16 protein-coding genes are annotated in these 18148 nt (G+C 69.7%); 8 read left to right on the top strand and 8 right to left on the bottom strand.

From position 1 onward, the window contains the following. The first annotated feature begins 404 nt into the window (after positions 1-404). From HRC28_RS20700 to HRC28_RS25680, 3 genes are all read left to right on the top strand, one after another. On the top strand, positions 405-950 hold the full coding sequence (locus HRC28_RS20700; RefSeq protein ID WP_182377272.1) for a cell division protein FtsQ: 546 nt from the start codon (positions 405-407) through the stop codon (positions 948-950). Positions 951-1024: 74 nt separating this feature from the next. Beyond that, entirely contained in the window at positions 1025-1756 is a 732-nt protein-coding gene (locus HRC28_RS20695; RefSeq protein WP_182377271.1) for a YcnI family protein, read from the top strand. A 3-nt stretch (positions 1757-1759) separates the two neighbouring features. Continuing rightward, on the top strand, positions 1760-3403 hold the full coding sequence (locus HRC28_RS25680; RefSeq protein ID WP_182377270.1) for a copper resistance protein CopC: 1644 nt from the start codon (positions 1760-1762) through the stop codon (positions 3401-3403). A gap of 27 nt (positions 3404-3430) precedes the next feature. Here HRC28_RS25680 and HRC28_RS20685 read toward each other — a convergent pair whose 3' ends face one another. The 3 genes from HRC28_RS20685 to HRC28_RS20675 are packed head-to-tail and all read right to left on the bottom strand — an operon-like array spanning position 3431 to position 6366. Next, a complete protein-coding gene (locus HRC28_RS20685; protein WP_182377269.1) occupies positions 3431-4303 on the bottom strand; it encodes a hypothetical protein in 873 nt (290 codons plus the stop codon). 54 nt (positions 4304-4357) lie between these two features. Beyond that, on the bottom strand, positions 4358-5251 hold the full coding sequence (locus HRC28_RS20680; protein ID WP_182377268.1) for a hypothetical protein: 894 nt from the start codon (positions 5249-5251) through the stop codon (positions 4358-4360). Further along, a complete protein-coding gene (locus HRC28_RS20675; RefSeq protein ID WP_182377267.1) occupies positions 5248-6366 on the bottom strand; it encodes an ionic transporter y4hA in 1119 nt (372 codons plus the stop codon). The genes HRC28_RS20680 and HRC28_RS20675 overlap by 4 nt, the downstream gene beginning before the upstream one ends. An 82-nt stretch (positions 6367-6448) precedes the next feature. Between HRC28_RS20675 and HRC28_RS20670 the strand changes: the two genes are divergently transcribed. Both HRC28_RS20670 and HRC28_RS20665 read left to right on the top strand, forming a co-directional pair. Next, a complete protein-coding gene (locus tag HRC28_RS20670) occupies positions 6449-8389 on the top strand; it encodes a TIGR03960 family B12-binding radical SAM protein (RefSeq protein WP_182377266.1) in 1941 nt (646 codons plus the stop codon). A 173-nt stretch (positions 8390-8562) separates the two neighbouring features. Continuing rightward, a complete protein-coding gene (locus HRC28_RS20665) occupies positions 8563-8856 on the top strand; it encodes an antibiotic biosynthesis monooxygenase family protein (RefSeq protein ID WP_182377265.1) in 294 nt (97 codons plus the stop codon). Positions 8857-8937: 81 nt separating this feature from the next. Here the strand turns inward: HRC28_RS20665 and HRC28_RS20660 are convergent, their stop codons facing one another. The 5 genes from HRC28_RS20660 to HRC28_RS20640 are packed head-to-tail and all read right to left on the bottom strand — an operon-like array spanning position 8938 to position 12696. Further along, positions 8938-9549: a DUF1294 domain-containing protein gene (locus HRC28_RS20660; RefSeq protein ID WP_182377264.1), complete on the bottom strand. Its 612-nt coding sequence runs from the start codon at positions 9547-9549 to the stop codon at positions 8938-8940. A gap of 4 nt (positions 9550-9553) precedes the next feature. Next, entirely contained in the window at positions 9554-10198 is a 645-nt protein-coding gene (locus HRC28_RS20655) for a septum formation family protein (RefSeq protein WP_182377263.1), read from the bottom strand. Beyond that, positions 10195-10890: a DUF4190 domain-containing protein gene (locus HRC28_RS20650; protein ID WP_182377262.1), complete on the bottom strand. Its 696-nt coding sequence runs from the start codon at positions 10888-10890 to the stop codon at positions 10195-10197. Before HRC28_RS20650 ends, HRC28_RS20655 begins: the two co-directional genes overlap by 4 nt. An 8-nt stretch (positions 10891-10898) precedes the next feature. Then, positions 10899-11969 (bottom strand): DUF4190 domain-containing protein, encoded by a 1071-nt coding sequence (locus tag HRC28_RS20645; RefSeq protein WP_182377261.1) that lies wholly within the window; start codon positions 11967-11969, stop codon positions 10899-10901. Positions 11970-11973: 4 nt separating this feature from the next. Continuing rightward, on the bottom strand, positions 11974-12696 hold the full coding sequence (locus tag HRC28_RS20640; protein ID WP_182377260.1) for a DUF4190 domain-containing protein: 723 nt from the start codon (positions 12694-12696) through the stop codon (positions 11974-11976). A gap of 126 nt (positions 12697-12822) precedes the next feature. On the opposite strand from HRC28_RS20640, the gene HRC28_RS20635 reads away from it, so the two are divergent. The 3 genes from HRC28_RS20635 to HRC28_RS20625 all read left to right on the top strand — a co-directional run bounded on the left by HRC28_RS20635 (position 12823) and on the right by HRC28_RS20625 (position 18092). Then, a complete protein-coding gene (locus HRC28_RS20635; RefSeq protein WP_237111588.1) occupies positions 12823-13917 on the top strand; it encodes a winged helix DNA-binding domain-containing protein in 1095 nt (364 codons plus the stop codon). Positions 13918-13932: 15 nt separating this feature from the next. Further along, positions 13933-14649, top strand: coding sequence for a TIGR03936 family radical SAM-associated protein (locus HRC28_RS20630; protein ID WP_182377258.1), 717 nt, complete (start codon positions 13933-13935; stop codon positions 14647-14649). A 302-nt stretch (positions 14650-14951) separates the two neighbouring features. Continuing rightward, the gene (locus tag HRC28_RS20625) at positions 14952-18092 is read left to right on the top strand and encodes an Rne/Rng family ribonuclease (RefSeq protein WP_182377257.1); all 3141 of its coding nucleotides are present in this window, start codon (positions 14952-14954) and stop codon (positions 18090-18092) included. The last annotated feature ends 56 nt before the right edge of the window (positions 18093-18148 follow it).

The raw sequence follows: 18148 nt of genomic DNA, 5'->3' as shown, positions 1-18148 counted from the left end.
CGGCCCGGACGCAACGACCTCACCCGCGAAGCCCTCGAGATCGCGGACGAGATCCTGCTGGTCGGCTCGGCCGATCCGGTCGGCCTGGCCCGCCTGGCGCGGGCGATGACCGAACTCAGCGAACTCGTCGTGAACCCGCCGGTGCGCATCGTGGTCAACCGGATGCGAGCGACCTTGGGCTGGCGTGAGCCGGACGTCGTGGCCATGCTCAACGGCTTCGGAGCCAGCCTCGGGGTGCACTTCCTGCCCGACGACCAGCCTGCCGTCGACAAGGCACTCGTCGCCGGGCGGCTGCTCGTCGAGTCGGGTGACTCGGCGCTGACCCGCGCGATCGGTGCTGTTCTGGACGACATGGCCAGCACGCGACCGCGAGGTCTTGCGGGCCGTCCGGCAAGATAGGGGCCGTGTTGACCGTCCGCCGTACGCCGCGCACCCGCGTGGCCGTGCCGGCGACGATCGGCAGCCTCGAGAGCGTTGCGGCGCTCGCCCTGGCCCACGTCGCGGCCGGCGGAGAGGTGCCGGGAGCGCTCTGGCTGACCGCCTTCGGCGGTCTCGTGTACGCCGCCAGCGTGGTCGTGCTGCGCCGCAAGGCCGGGATCCGGGTGGTCCTCCCGGTGCTCGTGGCCGCGCAGGTCCTCGGCCACGCGTGGCTGGTCGCCCTGAGCCCGGGCGTGCACGCGACCCACGGCCACGACGCCGGTGGGTTCCTGGGCCTGACGCCGGGCATGCTCGCCGCGCACGCCATCGCGGCCGCGGTCACGGCGGTCATGTGGTCCGTGCGGCGCCGCGCGGTCGTCGTACTCATTGCGTGGTCGGACCTCGGGCGGCTGCCTGCGCCGGTCCTGCGCTTGCCGGCCGTCCGGCAGACCGTCATCACGCTCGTCTCCCGCCGTTTCCTGGCGATCGCACCGACGCGCGGCCCACCGGTCGGCGCCGCCGCGATCGCCTGATCTCTCCCGTCCGGGGAGGTGTTCGGGCAGTCGCTGCTGCCCCGACCCACCTCACCGAACGACAGAGAGAACTCATGAACGTCCGACGCTTCACCCTGCCCGCCCTCAGCGGCACCGCCGCCCTCGCGATCGTCGCCCTGTCGGCCGGCGCCGCCAGCGCGCACGTCACGGTCACGCCGAACGTCACCTCGGCTGGTTCCTACGCCGTGCTGACCTTCAGCGTCGGCCACGGCTGCGAGGGATCGCCGACCACGAAGATGACCATCGCCATGCCGGAGGAGATCCCGTCGGTCACGCCGACGGTCAACCCGAACTGGTCGGTCGAGAAGGTCGCCCAGAAGCTCGACAAGCCGATCAAGGACGCGCACGGCAACGAGATCACCGAGCGGATCGCCCAGGTCGTCTACACGGCGAAGACGCCGTTGGTCGACGGCTACCGCGACACCGTTGAACTGTCCGTGCAACTGCCGGACGCGGTGGGCGAGACCCTTGCCTTCCCCGTGGTGCAGACCTGTGCCAAGGGCGAGACCGGCTGGACCGAGACCGCTGCTGAAGGCCAGGACGCCGAGGAGTTGGAGCACCCGGCTCCGACGGTGACCATCACCGAGGCGTCGGCCGAGGGCCACCACGGTGGCGCGGCGTCTGACAAGAAGGACGCCGACCACGAGGAGACCAGCAACGGCAAGGTCTCCGCCAACGACCGGGGTACCAACGACAACGGCGGTGTGGCCGTCGTCGGCCTGGTCGCCGGCCTTGGTGGGCTCGCCCTCGGCGGACTCGCGCTCGCGCGCACCCGCAAGGCCTGATCGATGAGGCGTGTGCCGGCGTTCATCGTTGCCCTCCTGATCGCCGCCGTCGCGGTGGTCGGGTGGGCGGCTCCGGCGTCGGCGCACGCCACCCTCGTCTCCACGGACCCTGCCGAGGGAGCGGTCCTGGCCGAGGCGCCGACCGCGGTCACCTTCACCTTCGACGAGTCGGTGCAACTGGTCCCGAAGGGGTTGCTGGCGTTCGACGCGTCCGGTGACCCGGTCGAGATCGACGCGTCCGCCAGCGGCAAGGAGGTGGAGGGCGACCTCGCCGACGGCCTCGACGACGGCACCTACGTCATCACCTGGCGCGTCGTGTCCGCCGACGGGCACCCGATCGCCGGCTCGCTGACCTTCCACGTCGGCGCCCCCAGTGCGAAGGTCGAGGCGCCCAAGGTCGGCCCGACCGACCCCGGCGCACTGCCCACGATCCAGGCGATCGTCCACGGCCTCGACTACGCCGCCCTGCTGCTCGCCGGAGGCCTCGCCTTCTTCCTCGCGTGGACGGCACGCGGCGTCCGCCTCACCGATGTCGTACGACGACGGCTGGTGCGGATCCTGCGCGGCTCGGCGGTCGTGGCGGTGGCGGCAGCCGCGGTCGCCGTACCGCTGTCGGGGGCGTACCAACTCGGCTCGGGACCGGGTGGCCTCTTCGATCCGGCATCCCTCGACCCGGATCTCGTGCGCGAGGACCTGATCGTCCTGGCCCTGCAGGCGCTCGGTCTCGGCGCCGCCGCATGGTCCGCGACCCGGGAGAAGTCCGCGCTGACCACCGATCTGGCCACGGCGCTCGCGGTCTGGTCGCCCGCCCTGGTGGGCCACACCCGTGCCTACGAGCCCGGGACCCTGCTCGTCGTCACCGACGCGCTCCACCTCACGGCGGGTGCGGTCTGGCTCGGCGGCCTCGTGGGACTTGCCCTCACGCTGCCGGCGATCGCCGGACGCCCGCGGGACGCCGTACAACTGCTCAGTCGGTTCTCGACAGTCGCTGCGGCGCTGCTCGTGGTGCTGTCGGCTTCCGGGGTGCTGCTCGCCTGGCGGATCGTCGGTTCGTGGTCACGCCTGTTCGGGGAGACCTACGGACGCCTGATGCTGATCAAGGTCGCCCTCGTGCTGGTCGTGGTCGCGATCGCCGCGTGGAACCGGTATCGCCTCGTCCCGCAGGTGACCGCCGGCGTCGGCCACGATCGCCAGCGCACGGCGACCGGTCTCGTCCGCCGGGTCGTCGTGGCCGAGGCTGCGGTGCTCGTCGCGGTGCTGGCCGTGACCGGCTTCCTCACCCAGAAGCCGCCCGGTGGGGAACCACCGGCCCAGCCCCCGACCGCCGACACCGGCGTCGTCACCGGCATCGCGAACGACGACCTCAAGGTCCTCGCCGTCCTCGACGCCGGAACCGGCCTGCAGCGCCGTCTGATCGTCCAGGTGCAGGACACAGCCGGCGAGCCCCTCGACCTGTACGACGCCCCCGCAGTTGCCCTGCGATCGAGCGACGTCGACCTCGGCGAGATCCCGGTGGTGCCGACCGCGACGGGCACCTACGTCGCCGACGTCGTGTTCCCGACGACGGGCACGTGGGTGCTCCAGGTCAGCGTCCGGGTGGACGAGTTCACCAGCCCGGTGACCACGGTGGACCTGCTGGTCGACTGACCAGCAGGTCCACCGTGGTTGAGGGGCTCAGCCCTGGCTGAGCTCGGAGTACTTGATGGTGTCGGCGTCCTTCGGCGTGGTGATGTCGAGGTCCACGCCGTAGTCGGTGTACGTCTGCACGCTCTTCGAGGTCATGCCCTGGATGTCGAACGAGATACTGAACTTCACCGGCCGGTTGTCCTCGTCGACCCACATGTCGAACGGGAGCTTCGGCGGCAGGATGGTGCTCACCTCTGCGGGGAGACCGAGCTCCTTGGCGTAGTTGGACGTGACCATGACCGCCTTGTAGTGGGTGGTCTTCACGCCGTCGACCGTCTCGGGGCCGACCTCGTCGAGTGCGTCCAGCTCGCCCATGGCACGAAGCGCGACCTCGGGGTCGGCTGCCGCGGCGATTCCGGCGAGCGGGTTGTCGGCGTTCTCCGGGTCCTTCGGGTCGAACTTGAGCCACTTGCCGGCGGGAACGCCCAGGCCTTCGCCCTTGAGGTAGATGACGCCGTCGGAGATGACGGTCTCGATCTGCTGGGGGCTGGCGGCCGTGCTCTTCGCGTGGCCCCGGAACCCGCCGTCCTCGTAGATCGCCTCGGACTCGAGCTCCGTGGTGACGCCTGCCGCCGACGTGGTGGACGTCGACCGGAAGCTGCCCGCGCTCTGCTGTGCACGGATCACGGTCTCGAAGAAGCTGTCCTTGTCGAGGTCCGAGGAGTCAGCACCACCGTCGGACGAGGCGGCAGCCCCGGACGTCGCACCGCTGGTCCCGTCGCTCGCGCTGGTGTCACTCGAGGAACCGCCGAGCGGCTTGCTGTCCGACTTGTCACCGTCACCGTCGTCACCGCAGCCGGCGAGGAGCAGGGTGGACGTCAGAAGGACGGCGATCGCGGTACGTGTGGGCCTGAGGTTCATGGGTCTCCTGCGGTCGGGCCTGAGGTCGTGCCTGAGGTCGGGTTGGGCGGAAATCTACGGGGCGGTGACGGTGGCCGTCACCGCTACCTGGTGCAACAGGCCGTCCACGCGCACCTGCACGAACATCCGGTAGTCGCCCGGCTCGGTGAAGGTCGTGTGGAAGGTCAGCACGGTGCCGTCGTCGGTGATCTCGGGGGCGCCGTACGGATGCACGTGCACGAAGCCCTGCGAGTCGAGGGCGAATCCGGTGAGGTGCGCAGCGGCACCCAGGAAGGAGCCGAGGGTCAGCGGCTGGTCGTCGAGGTTGGTGATGGCGAGGCGCAGGCGGCCGTTCTCGCTGACTGTGCCGGTGCCCAGCAGGCGCACCCGGGCCACGCCGTCGTCGCTGGTCGTGGCTGCTTCGCCACGGGGTACTGCGACCTGCTCCCAGTCGCCGGGGACCTCGACGGTCGTTCCGAGCACCAGGGGCTGCGCCGCACCCTCGGGCGTGAACTCGGCGACCACGCGCCACGGGCCGGCGTCACCGAGGTCGGCGCGGGCACGCCACGTGCCGTCCTCGCCCAGCGCCGGATGCAGGTGCCGGAAACCGCTCAGGTCCGACCGGACGACGTACAGATGGAGGAGCTTGGTCTGCTCGGGGACGTACTTCGTGACGGCAGCCCCCGACTTGTCGAGGATCCGGAAGGAGACGTCGCCGGGCTTGCCGACGGCGGGCACGGTCACCGCGGTCATCCGGTAACCGCCGGCGGTCGCGGTGGTGCCGTCACCGATCGGTGCGGCGCTCGCGTGCCCCTGCCCGGGGGCGTGCGTGTGGTCGGCACCCCCTTCGCCCTCGGAGGGAGGGGAGAGCACGATCCGGTCGGAGTCGGCCGGTGCCTCGTCCGAGCACCCGGTCAGTGCGAGCGCGACGGTGACGGCGGCCAGCGCCGCGAGTGCCCGTCGGGTCATGGCGCCACGGTGAGGAGCAGGAACGCGGCGAGCAGGACCAGGTGGACCACGCCGTTCATCGGCTTCGCGCGACCGGGTACGACGGTCAGCACGCTCACGATCGCCGACAGGATCAGCAGCACCAACTGGATCGGCTCGAGACCGAGCGCCAGTTCGCCCTCCAGCCAGATCGACGCGACCGCGATGGCCGGGATGGTGAGACCGATCGACGCCATCGCCGACCCGTAGGCGAGGTTCAGGCTGATCTGCACGCGGTCGCGCCGGGCGGCGCGCACGGCGGCGATCGTCTCCGGAGCCAGCACGAGCAGCGCGATGACCACCCCGACCACGGCATGGGGGAAGCCGAACCAGTCGACGGCGTCCTCGATCGAGTAGGACTCGACCTTGGCCAGACCGACGACGGTGAGCAGCGAGAGCACCAGCAGTCCGACGCTGATCCAGGCTTCACGAGTCGTCGGCGGGTCGGCGTGCCCGTCGCCGTCGATGTCGTTGTCGGCCGTCCAGCCGGCCGGTGTGGAGACCGTGTTCGGGAGGAAGAAGTCGCGGTGCCGGACGGTCTGGGTGAACACGAACGACCCGTAGAGGACGAGCGAGGCGAGCGCGGCGAAGGTCAGTTGGGACCCGGTCAGGAACGGTCCGGCCTCGCTGGTCGTGAAGGCCGGGACGACCAGCGTCAGACCGGCGAGGGTGATCACGGTGGCCAGGGCGGAGCCGGTGCCCTCGGGATTGAAGGTCGCCAGGTGGTGGCGCAGCGCGGCCACCATCAGGGCGATGCCGACGATGCCGTTGAGCGTGATCATCAGGGCGGCGAAGACGGTGTCGCGCGCCAGGGTCGCGGTCTCGCCGTTCCCCGACGCCATCAGCATGACGATCAGGCCGACCTCGATCACCGTCACAGCGACGGCGAGCAGCAGCGACCCGAACGGCTCGCCCACCTTGTGGGCGACGACCTCGGCGTGGTGAACGCCCGCGAGGACGGCGCCGATCAGGGCGACACCGATGAGGGCGGCGGCGACGGGCGGGGGATGGGTGCCCCAGGAGAAGGCAAGCACGATCGCGGCAACAGGCGGCGTGAAGACCGTCCACCCGAGTCGTCCCGTGGTGGAGGCACTCATGGTGCGGATCCTACGGGCGCGACCCAGCGCTCTCGCCACGACGATGCCTGCAGCACCCGGGGCGGACCGTAGAATCGGCCCCATGTCCGTGGAGTCCGTCTTTCCCCAGTTGGAGCCGCACCTGCTGTCGGTGTCCAAGCCGATCCAGTACGTCGGCGGCGAGCTCAACATGGTGACGAAGGAGTGGGACGACGTCGAGGTGCGCTGGGTGCTGATGTACCCCGACGCCTACGAGCTCGGCCTGCCCAACCAGGGCGTGCAGATCCTCTACGAAGTGCTCAACGAGCGCGAGTGGATCCTGGCCGAGCGCACCTACTCGGTGTGGCCGGACATGGAGAAGCTGCTGCGCGACAAGCAGATCCCGCAGTTCACGGTCGACAGCCACCGTCCCGTGGGCGCCTTCGACCTCTTCGGCATCAGCTTCTCGACCGAGCTGGGCTACACGAACATGCTCAACGCGCTCGACCTGGCCGGCATCCCGCTGCACGCCGTCGACCGCAGCGAGGAACACCCGGTCGTCATCGCGGGCGGCCACGCCGCGTTCAACCCGGAGCCGATCTCGGCCTTCATCGACGCCGCCGTGCTCGGCGACGGCGAGGAGGTCGTGCTCAAGATCTCCGAGGTCGTCCGTGAGTGGAAGGGCGAGGGGCGTCCGGGAGGGCGCACCGAACTGCTCCGCCGGCTCGCGGTCAGCGGCTCGGTCTACGTGCCGCAGTTCTACGACGTCGAGTACGACGACGCCGGCGCGATCGCGGCCGTCGTACCCAATCACCCGGAGGCTCCCGAGCGCGTCCGCAAGCACACGCTGATGGACCTGGACCAGTGGCCGTACCCGCGCAACCCGCTGGTGCCGCTCGCCGAGACCGTCCACGAGCGCTTCAGCGTCGAGATCTTCCGTGGTTGCACCCGCGGTTGCCGGTTCTGCCAGGCCGGGATGATCACCCGCCCGGTGCGCGAGCGCTCGATCGAGACGATCGCGGCGATGGTCGACAACGGCGTGAAGAAGACCGGCTTCGAGGAGGTCGGGCTGCTCTCGCTGTCGAGCGCCGACCACACCGAGATCGGTGAGGTCGCGAAGGGCCTGGCCGACCGCTACGAAGGCACCAACGTCTCCCTCTCGCTGCCTTCGACCCGTGTGGATGCCTTCAACATCACGCTGGCCAACGAGTTCTCCCGCAACGGCCGTCGTTCCGGTCTGACGTTCGCGCCCGAGGGCGGCAGCGAGCGGATGCGCAAGGTGATCAACAAGATGGTCACCGAGGAAGACCTGATCCGCACCGTCGCGGCGGCGTACAGCCACGGCTGGCGCCAGGTGAAGCTCTACTTCATGGTGGGCCTGCCCACCGAGCAGGACGAGGACGTCCTGCAGATCGCCGAGCTCGCGAAGCGCGTGATCGCGACCGGCCGCGAGGTCTCGGGTCGCAATGACATCCGCTGCACCGTTTCCATCGGCGGGTTCGTGCCGAAGCCGCACACCCCGTTCCAGTGGGCTGCCCAGCTCGACGTCGAGACCACCGACCGTCGCCTGCGCGAGCTGCGCGACACGGTGCGCGCCGACAAGCGCTACGGCCGCGCCATCGGTTTCCGCTACCACGACGGCCAGCCCGGCGTCATCGAAGGACTCCTGTCCCGCGGTGACCGCCGCGTCGGCGCGATCATCGAGGAGGTGTGGCGCGACGGCGGTCGCTTCGACGGCTGGAGCGAGCACTTCTCCTACGAACGCTGGACCGCTGCCGCCGAGCGCGGCCTCGAAGGCACCGGCGTCGACCTCGACTGGTTCACCACCCGTGAGCGCGAGTACGACGAGATCCTGCCGTGGGACCACCTCGACTCCGGCCTCGACAAGGACTGGCTCTGGGCCGACTGGGAGGACGCCCTCGCCGTCGGTGACGGCTCCTCCGACGTCGAGGTCGAGGACTGCCGCTGGACGCCCTGTTACGACTGCGGTGTCTGCCCCGAGATGGGGACCGAGATCCAGATCGGCCCGACCGGCAAGACGTTGCTGCCCCTCAGCGTCGTCTGACCTTCGGATCGTGGGTGCGGTTGCGTGCTCGCGGCCGCGTGGCTGTAACACGCTGTCGGCCTGACTACCTGTCGGTTGTCGTACCTTGCACGCCGTTGCAGCACGTCATTTCCGACGACAAGCGCCGACCAGTGGGGCGGACGACGTGTTACAGCAGCGCCTAGCCTGACGTCGTGATCATCATCGCCGGCCACCTGCGGGTCGCCGCCTCTGAACGTGAGCGCTACCTGGCAGCGACTGCTAACGCTGCCGTGCAGGCCCGTCAGGCACCCGGGTGTCACGACTTCGTGCAGTCGGCCGACCCGATTGATCCGGAGCGGATCAACATCTTCGAGCGCTGGGACACCGACGACGCACTGATGGCGTTCCGCAACTCTGGTTCCGACGAGAGCGAACAGCCACCGCCGCCGGACCTCCTCGGAGCAGACGTCGCGAAGTATCGGATCTCTGCTGTCGAGAGTCCGTAGACGTCGAACCCAGGCTGCGCTGGGACGCCTTCCCCGCGCTGAGCACTCACGTGGTGCGGGCCGAGCGCGGGAAAGACCGCGTCAGGGCAAGTCGATCGGTGCTGCGTGGACGAACCACGCGAGTGCCGCGCAGTTCACGACAACGGTGAGCCAGAAGATCGTGCGGAACGGCTGCTTCGAGACCTTGTGGCGGAAGTACTCCTGCGCCACGAGAGCCCCCGGCCAGCCGCCGACGACGGCAATCGTGTGCAGGGTGGATTCCGAGGTGCGCCACTTGCCTTGCTGGGCGGCAGACTTGTCGCCGCCGTACGTCGTGAACGCGATCAGGCTGAACGCGGCGTACAGGGCGACCACCACGATCGACAGTCGATCGAGGGCGACGAGCATTCCGAGGATGCCGAAGAACATCGCCGCGATGGCGAGGGCCAGTGGAACTTCACCGGGGCCCGACTTGCTCGTCGGCCCGCGGCCGACGTAGCGAACGTCCGAAGCCTGCGCCCGGTTCCGGTCGTCGCGCTTCGGGGCGTAGGTGACCTCGCAACCGGCGACAGGTCGGCGTCCACGCGGGAAAGCGCTGACGTGGACGAAGACCCGTGGTCCGCCGTTCGCCGGCGTGATGAAGCCGAATCCGCGTTCGTCGTTCCAGTCCGCGATCACGCCCGTGAGACGTCCGGCTTGCTCGGGGGAGGGCATGCCGTCAGCGCTTCGTGTTCTTCGCGCTGCGCTTCAGCGGCTTGAGTTCGGGGTTGGCCAGGATGCAGGTGATCGTGCGGTCGGCCAGCACCCAGCTGTCCGCGCTCGGGTAGTAGCTGAACCCCTCGTAGGTGGACTTCCGGTACGGCACGCCGACGTACTTCCGGAAGAGGGGGAGGCAGCGATCCGTCTTCTTGATCATCGCCTTCTCGCCCGGGAAGGCGCCGTCCCCCTTGACCTCGAACGCTCCGTAGACCTCGAAGTCGTGAGGTTCGGTGCAGGGCAGCACTTCGAGTTCGCCCAGGGCCTTGCCCGGTTCGTCCGGCTTCAGACCGCGCAGGACCGGGTCGTTGAAGCAGTCGCCGACCGTCACGTCGTCGGCCATGACCGGCCGGTCCGCGTCGGTCCCGGTCGTGGAGTCGTTGACCTCGTCCTTGACCGAGTCCACCAATGCCACGCCCAGGGCGGCCTGACCTGCGGTGAAGAGCAGTCCCAGAACCAGGGACAGTACGGCGATCCAGCGTGGCTGGAACCGCCCGCGCACCAGCGCGACCAGGGAGGCGCCGGCACCGAACAGCGGGAACAGCGGCATGCAGAAGGCCATTGTCAGGCCGAAGCCGGTCCAGCCCAGCGGCTTGTCGCCGCTCATGCGCCCGTCGACGAACCGGAGGCCGGCAGCGCCCCCTCGTACTTCTCTCCGTCGACTCGCTCGACGTAACAGAAGAACCAGTCACCCCCGTCGGGATCGTCCTCGTCGAAGGCGTCGATCGAGATCCCGAACTTGAAGTCGCCGGTTTCCACGGCGTCGAGGTACTGACCGTCCGGTTCGAGGCTTTCGCAGAAGTCCGCGACGGACTGGTTGTCGAAGCGGTCGGCCTGCTCGGTGGTGAACCGGGCGGCCGACGAGATCTCGGCGTAGTGCGGGTCGGCGCAGGTGGACTTCTCCGGGTCGTTGAACAGGTCCCGGCCGAAGCACTGGCCGACCGAGGCCTCGTCCTCCCAGACGGTCTTCGTCCCCATGATTCCGGCGAAGACTATGAAGGCCAGGCCGAAGACCAGGACCAGCGAACCGAACACCAGTCCGGTGATCGCTGCCCAGCGACCGGAGCGCTTGCCGCCGCTGGTGCGGACCAGGCCGGCGATGCCGAGACCGATACCGACCGGCGCCGCGCAACAGGTCAGCGAGCAGACCAGTGCAGCGATCGACACGCCGTCCGTCGAGGTGGGGGCAGCGTTCCCGGCGTACGGGGTGCTGGCCGGGTTGTTGGAGCCGTACTCGCCGTAGGAACCACCGGTCGGCGGCTCGTACGGCGGAAAGCCGCCACCGTAGGAATTGCTCATGCTCACCCTCAGATCTGTGTGTTCTTCGCGCTGCGGGTCCGCTCCCTGACGTCAGGGTCGGACAGGACGCAGGTGACCGTACGATCGCCCATCGACCAGCTGTCCTCGCTGGGGTGGTAGCTGTAACTCTCGTAGGTCGATCTCGAGAACGACCGACCGACGTAGTCCTTGAACAAGGGTAGACAGCGGTCTGTCTCCTTGATGATCGCCGCATCGCCGGGGAACTTGTCACCCGTGATCACGAACTTGCCGTACACCTCGAATTGGTGCGGTCCGTTGCAGGGGACCCGATGCAACTGGCCATCCGCTGCACCGTGCTGCGCAGACTCAAGGTCGCCGAGGACCGTGTCGTCGAAGCAGTCGCCGGTCACAAGGTCGATGACCTCGATTGACTGGTCTGACGTGTACTCGGGGTCGGTCCTGGCTGGTTCGCCACCGGTCTCGGTCAGTCGACCTTCCATCTGATTGCCGTCGGCGCGTTCGACGTAGCAGAGGATCCAGTCACCCTCCTCGGGTTCGTCGAACGACTCGATGAAGATCTCGACGGTGTAGTCGTCGCCTTCCAGTGCGGTGAGGTGCTCGGGCGTGAGTGCTCGGGCGGCGCAGAAGTCCTCTGACGAGTGGTTGCGCCACTGGTCCACGAGGTTGGCGTCGAGGCTGCTGACCCAGATCACCTCGGCGTCGTGTGGCTCGCCGCATTCGCCCTCGGCGAGGCCGTCGAAGACGTCGAAGTTGATGCACTGGCCGACCTGGGTCTCTTCGACGTACAGGGCGCGCACGCCCAGCAGGGTCGCGAACCCGACGAACCCGATGATGAGGACTGCGCCCAGGATCAGGCCGGTGATCGCGGCCCACCGGCCGGATCGCATCCCGTCCCGGGTGCGGACGATGCCGGCAATGGACAGGCCGACACCAATGGGCGCAGCGCAGCAGGTCAGCGAGCAGACCAGGGCGGCGATCGAGACACCGTCTCTGGAGACCTGCACGGATTTCGGGTCGCCCCAGGGGACGCCGGAAGGCGTGGGCGAACCACCCGCCGGCGGCTCGTACTGGGGGAAGCCGCCGTACGGGTCGGTCACGTGATCAGAGCAGCGGCTTGTCGAGCTTGTCGTCCGGGTGGACGTAGCAGACGAGGGTGTCGCCGACGGAGACGTCGTTCGGGTCCTCGATGACGGCCTCGACGTCAGCGAGAGATGCCCCGAGCTTGGCGAGGTCTTCCTGGTCGATGGCCTCGGCGCAGTACGTCGTCATGCCGGTCTCGACCGCTTCGAGGTTGTCATTGGTGACCTCGGCGACGCCCACGATCTCGGCGTCGTGCTCCTCGGTGCACTCCTTCTTGTAGAGGAAGATCGATCCGTCCTCCTCCTTGATGTTCACGCACTGCCCGACCTCCGCGTTGGCCGGCGTCACGACCTTGTCGGCGAAGATCGCCAGGGCCGCGATGCCGGCACCGGTGGCGAGGCTCATCAGGATGCCGATGACGATCGCGGCGATCGCGATCCCGCGGCCCTTGCGCTTGCCGCCCTTGGTGCGCGACAGGCCGACGAACCCGAGGATCACGCCGACGGGGGCGAAGCAGCAGAGGAAGCTCACGACCAGGGCCGCGATCGACAGTCCGTCGGTCTTCGGCGGCAGGGGATCGGACCCACCCGTGTAACCGCCACCGGCCGGCGGGCCGTAGCCGCCACCGCCACCGGGCGCGCCGTAGCCGCCACCGGCGGGTGTGCCGTAGGGGTTCGGCTGTCCGCCGGGGGTCTGGCCGCCAGGGTTCTGGCCGTACGGGTTGTTGCCGTAGGGATCGCTCACCCGCACACCCTAATGGGCAACGATGGTGGGGTGCTTCACATCACCGATGCAGATCGCCGCCGTCGTCTCGCGGTTCGGCACGGCCTCGCCCGACGGCTTCCTTCCGTCGATGAAGCGGCCCACGCGATGACCGTTCTGCACGCGACCGAGGCAGCGACGGTCCACCTCGCCCTGTGGGCGCGGGTCGAGGGCGTCACGGTGGCCGACGTCGACGCCGCGTTGTACGACGACCGGAGCCTGGTCAAGCAGTTGGCGATGCGGCGCACCCTCTTCGTGTTTCCACGCGACCTGCTGCCGGCGACGTGGGGGAGTGCTTCGGCGCGCGTCGCGGGGCAGCAGCGCGCCCAGCTCGCCAAGAACGTGGCTGCGGCAGGCCTTGCGGAGGGGCCGGAGGCGGTGGCTGCGTGGATCGACGAGGCGGCGGCCGCCGTACTCGCGGTCCTCGCCGACGGCCAGCCGCGCACGACGCGGGAGGTGCGCGACCTGGTCCCCGTCCTCGACGACCGGATCAGCATCGGTGACCCCGGGAAGAAGTGGGGCGGCAACTTCCCGGTCGGTTCGTGGGTGATGATCATGCTCGGCGCGGAGGGACGCGTCGTACGGGCGAGCAACGCCGGACACTGGCGGCGCAACTTGCCGACCTGGACGACCACTGCCGCCTGGCTCGGTGCCGACGTGTCGCCCGTGCCCGACGCGGAGGGGTATGCCGAACTCGTCCGCCGTTGGCTCACGACCTTCGGCCCCGGCACCGAGAACGACGTCGTCTGGTGGCTCGGGGCGACGAAGACGATCGTGCGCCGCGCCCTCGCCGACGTCGGTGCGGTCGAGGTCGGGCTCGACGGGGGCGCGACCGGCTGGGTGCTGCCCGACGACACCGACCCCGCCGAACCGGTCGAACCGTGGGCCGCGCTGCTGCCGACACTCGATCCGACGGTCATGGGGTGGAAGGAGCGGGCCTTCTACCTCGACCCCGCCGACACGCCGTACCTCTTCGACAGCAACGGCAACGCCGGCAACACCGCGTGGTGGGACGGCCGGATCGTGGGGTGCTGGGTGCAGGACGACGACGCCCGGGTGCACCTGGTGCTCCGCGAGGAGGTCGGAGCACAGGCCCGCGCTGCGCTGGAGCGCGAGGCGGAGCGGCTGACCGGGTGGCTCGACGGCGTCCGGATCACCAACGTCTATGCCTCGCCGCAGATGCGCGGCGCCGTCCTTCCCTGACCTAGCATTCGGCCCGTGAGTCGTCAGCAACCCGAGCAGCAGGCACCCCCGGTCCAGAAGGTGCGGATCAGGTACGCCAAGCGCGGCCGGTTGCGCTTCACCAGCCACCGCGACGTCAGCCGTGCGATCGAGCGCGCCGTGGTGCGTGCCGGGATCCCGATGGCCTACTCGTCCGGGTTCCACCCGCACCCCCGCATCTCCTACGCCGGCGCGGCGCCGACCGGTTCGGCCAGTGAGTCGGAGTACGTCGAGCTCGGACTGTCGATGGCCGGGGACCCCGCCGACATCGGCCGCGAACTCGACGCGGTGCTCCCCGACGGACTGGACGTCGTCACGGCCGTGGACGGCGCGAACACCATCCCCGGGTCGCTGTCGGACCTGCTCACCGCCAGCCACTGGCAGATCGACCTGCCGGACGCGCCTGCGGACCTCGCCAGCGCCGTCGCCGCTTTCCTCGCCACCGAGTCGGTTCTCGTCGAACGGATGACCAAGAAGGGCGTGCGCAGCTTCGACTGCCGCGCGGCCGTGGTCCGGCTCAAGGTCACCGCCGAGGGGGGCCTGGACCTCGTGCTCGAGCACTCCGTGCCCGCCGTACGACCCGACGACCTGCTCACGGGTCTGGCTCAGGTCGCCGGCTTCGACACCCCTCCGACGGTCCTGCTCACGCGGGTCGCCCAGGGGCTGCTCGACCGGGAGACCGGCGAGATCGGCGACCCGCTCGCATCTCGTTGATACCTCCCGGGTGAACCCTGTGTGCGATACTCGCCACAGGATCCACCCCGTGCGCGTCCTACAGGAGAGCGCAGGGAGATCTGACGACGTTCTCGCCGCCCGGTAGGTGTGACTGCCGGACGGCACGGTGGAGATCAGACCCCGCCCGACGCGACGCACAAGGCGACCGCGGCAGGTGAAGGTCCGAATTCCAGTGACGCTGTGCGGAGGGTGTCGTCCCACGAAGGCTTACGACACGACCCCCGGGTGCGTGTCGATGACACCCCGGGGCGCGAGAGCGGGCCCGGGTGAGGAGTACCGCAATGACGGACGCGCCCACCAACAACCCGATCGACACGCCGGGCGACACGCCGGCAGAGGCTCCCGCCGAGGCGGTCGCCACGGTCGAGACCCCGGCCGAGGCATCTGCGCAGAAGCCTGCCGCGAAGACCGCGGCGAAGAAGACCGCCCCGCGCAAGACGGCGGCGAAGAAGACCACCGCCAAGAAGACGGCCGCGAAGCCCGAGGCTGACGCTGGCGAGTCCGCAGGCGAGAAGCCCGCGAAGAAGACGGCCGCCAAGAAGACGGCTGCGAAGAAGACCACGGCCAAGAAGACGGCCGCGAAGAAGACCCCGGCGAAGAAGGCCGCGGCTCCCACGTCGGAGCAGTTGCTCCTGACCGACGAGCCCGCCACCGAGCCCGCCTCCGAGCCGGCCACCGAGCCGGCTGCCGAGACGGCACCGGTCTCCGAGGCGCGCACCACCACGGTGACGACCCGGACCCGCTCCTCGCGGCCGGCCCGCAACACCGCTGTCCTGTTCCAGGCTCCTGACACGACCGCTGTTCCCGCAGCGACCGACGAGGAGACCGAGGAGGACGAGGAGACCACCGACGCCGTGGTCACGCCCGCCGACGCCGAGGCGCCTGCCGCCGAACCGGACGAGGACTCGGACGACGACGAGGGTGACGAGGACGACGACGAGGGCACCGAGGGTGGCTCGACGTCGGCCAACGCTGCTCGCCGCCGCCGCCGTCGCGGCGGCCGCCGTCGCCGCAAGCCTGCTGGTGCGGGCAACGCCGGCGGCGAGGGCGACGAGGACTCCGACGACGCCGAAGGTGCCGAGGGCTCCGACTCCAACGAGTCCGACGAGACCGACGAGTCCGGCGAGAGCACCGACGCCGACCAGGAGAAGGCGCCCGCTCGCGCCGCGAATGGTGGCAACAACGGCCAGCGCCAGCGTCAGCGCCAGGGCGGCGGCAACGCCCAGGCCCGCGCGAAGGCCGACGCCGATGCGGCTGCGGCCGCCGAGGGCGACGACACGTCCGACGAGAACGACGAGAACGACACCGACGGTGAAGGCGGGGGACCGGGCGGTTCGACCTCCTCGCGTCGTCGGCGTCGCCGTCGTCGTACCGGTGAAGGTGGCGGCGGCCAGGGTGGCGACGGCGGGGATGACCCCGAGAACACCGTCACCCGTGTCCGCAAGCCGCGCTCGGCCGAGGACGAGATCACCAGCATCGCCGGGTCCACCCGCCTCGAGGCCAAGAAGCAGCGCCGCCGTGAAGGTCGCGAAGCCGGCCGCCGCCGCGCACCGATCGTGAGCGAGGCCGAGTTCCTGGCCCGCCGCGAGTCGGTCGAGCGCGTCATGGTCGTGCGCCAGCGCAAGGACCTCACCCAGATCGCCGTTCTCGAGGACAAGGTCCTCGTCGAGCACTACGTCGCCCGCGAGTCGCAGACCTCGCTCATCGGCAACGTCTACCTCGGTCGGGTGCAGAACGTCCTGCCGTCCATGGAGGCCGCGTTCATCGACATCGGCAAGGGCCGCAACGCGGTCCTGTACGCCGGCGAGGTCAACTGGTCCGCCCTCGGCCACAAGGACGGCCAGCCCCGCAAGATCGAGTCGGTCCTGCAGTCCGGTCAGACCATCCTGGTCCAGGTCAGCAAGGACCCGATCGGTCACAAGGGCGCCCGGCTCACCAGCCAGGTCAGCCTCGCGGGCCGCTTCCTGGTCTACGTGCCCGACGGCACCACCTCAGGCATCTCGCGCAAGCTGCCGGACACCGAGCGGTCGCGCCTGAAGGCCCTGCTCAAGGAGGCCGTCCCCGCGTCGGCCGGTGTCATCGTGCGTACCGCCGCCGAGGGTGCGTCCGAGGACGAGCTCACCCGCGACGTCGAGCGCCTCAAGGCCAAGTGGGACGACATCGAGGCCAAGGTCGCCAAGGGCAACGCCCCGCAGCTCCTGCACGGTGAGCCCGACCTGACCCTCAAGGTCGTCCGCGACCTCTTCACCGAGGACTTCTCCAAGCTCGTCATCCAGGGCGAGGACGCCTGGAGCTCCGTCAAGGAGTACGTCGACCAGATCGCTCCCGATCTCTCGGACCGCGTCGAGCGCCAGGACCCCTCGGCCGCCGACCTGTTCACGGTGCACCGGATCGACGAGCAGATCGCCAAGGGCCTGGACCGCAAGGTCTGGCTGCCCTCCGGTGGCTCGCTCGTCATCGACCGCACCGAGGCGATGACGGTCGTCGACGTCAACACCGGCAAGTTCACCGGCTCCGGCGGCAACCTCGAGGAGACGGTCACCAAGAACAACCTCGAAGCGGCCGAAGAGATCGTGCGCCAGCTCCGCCTGCGCGACATCGGCGGCATCATCGTGGTCGACTTCATCGACATGGTGCTCGAGGCGAACCGTGACCTGGTCCTCCGCCGCATGGTCGAATGCCTGGGCCGCGACCGCACCCGCCACCAGGTCGCCGAGGTCACCTCGCTCGGCCTGGTCCAGATGACGCGCAAGCGCATCGGCACCGGCCTCGTCGAGGCGTTCAGCGAGACCTGCTCGCACTGCCAGGGCCGTGGCCTCATCGTCCACGACCTCCCGGTCGCCCCCAAGGGTGGCGGCGGTGGCGGTGAGCCCGAAGAGGGGCGTCGCAGCAACAACCGTCGCAAGGCCAAGCCGAAGGGCCAGGGCGACGCTCCGGCGGACAACGGTGCGGCCGCCAAGCCGACTGTTCCGTCCCCGAAGGACGTCGCAGCGATGGCCAAGCACGCCGACGAAGGCCAGGACGACGTGACGGACGAGGCCCCCGTGGTGGTTGACGAGGCCCCCGTGGTGGTCGAAGAGGCCCCCGTGGTGGTCGAAGAGGCCCCCGTGGTGGTCGAAGAGGCCCCCGTGGTGGTCGAAGAAGCTCCCGTGGTGGTCGAAGAAGCTCCCGTGGTGGTCGAAGAGGCTCCCGTGGTGGTCGAAGAGGCCCCCGTGGTGGTCGAAGAAGCCCCCGTCGAGGAGCCGGCGCCTGCGCCGGTCGCAACGACCAAGGTCGTCACGCGGACCCGCCGCAGCTCGGCCAGCCGTCCGGCTGGACCGCCTGCCGCCGCCGTACCGGCTGTCGAGGCGCCTGGTGCAGACGCCGAGGAGCCGCACGTGGCCCACGTGCCGATCAAGAAGAAGGGCGCTGGCAAGCGCTGACAGGACGGGGCGGGTCCATCGTTTTGGTGGATACCGGCCCGAACCGTAGTATTGAC

Origin of the sequence: Nocardioides sp. WS12 (genome assembly GCF_014108865.1) — a bacterium.
In the GTDB taxonomy this organism is placed as follows: Bacteria; Actinomycetota; Actinomycetes; order Propionibacteriales; family Nocardioidaceae; genus Nocardioides.
The sequence above is the reverse complement of the archived record's forward strand: the minus strand, read 5'-3'. Positions and strand labels throughout refer to the sequence as shown.

Bases quoted from the DNA above. Each gene is read 5' to 3' on its own strand.
- HRC28_RS20695 (WP_182377271.1), top strand. From the start codon at position 1,025: ATGAACGTCCGACGCTTCACCCTGCCCGCCCTCAGCGGCACCGCCGCC.
- HRC28_RS25680 (WP_182377270.1), top strand. From the start codon at position 1,760: ATGAGGCGTGTGCCGGCGTTCATCGTTGCCCTCCTGATCGCCGCCGTC.
- HRC28_RS20685 (WP_182377269.1), bottom strand. From the start codon at position 4,303: ATGAACCTCAGGCCCACACGTACCGCGATCGCCGTCCTTCTGACGTCC.
- HRC28_RS20680 (WP_182377268.1), bottom strand. From the start codon at position 5,251: ATGACCCGACGGGCACTCGCGGCGCTGGCCGCCGTCACCGTCGCGCTC.
- HRC28_RS20675 (WP_182377267.1), bottom strand. From the start codon at position 6,366: ATGAGTGCCTCCACCACGGGACGACTCGGGTGGACGGTCTTCACGCCG.
- HRC28_RS20670 (WP_182377266.1), top strand. From the start codon at position 6,449: ATGTCCGTGGAGTCCGTCTTTCCCCAGTTGGAGCCGCACCTGCTGTCG.
- HRC28_RS20660 (WP_182377264.1), bottom strand. From the start codon at position 9,549: ATGCCCTCCCCCGAGCAAGCCGGACGTCTCACGGGCGTGATCGCGGAC.
- HRC28_RS20655 (WP_182377263.1), bottom strand. From the start codon at position 10,198: ATGAGCGGCGACAAGCCGCTGGGCTGGACCGGCTTCGGCCTGACAATG.
- HRC28_RS20650 (WP_182377262.1), bottom strand. From the start codon at position 10,890: ATGAGCAATTCCTACGGTGGCGGCTTTCCGCCGTACGAGCCGCCGACC.
- HRC28_RS20635 (WP_237111588.1), top strand. From the start codon at position 12,823: ATGACCGTTCTGCACGCGACCGAGGCAGCGACGGTCCACCTCGCCCTG.
- HRC28_RS20625 (WP_182377257.1), top strand. From the start codon at position 14,952: ATGACGGACGCGCCCACCAACAACCCGATCGACACGCCGGGCGACACG.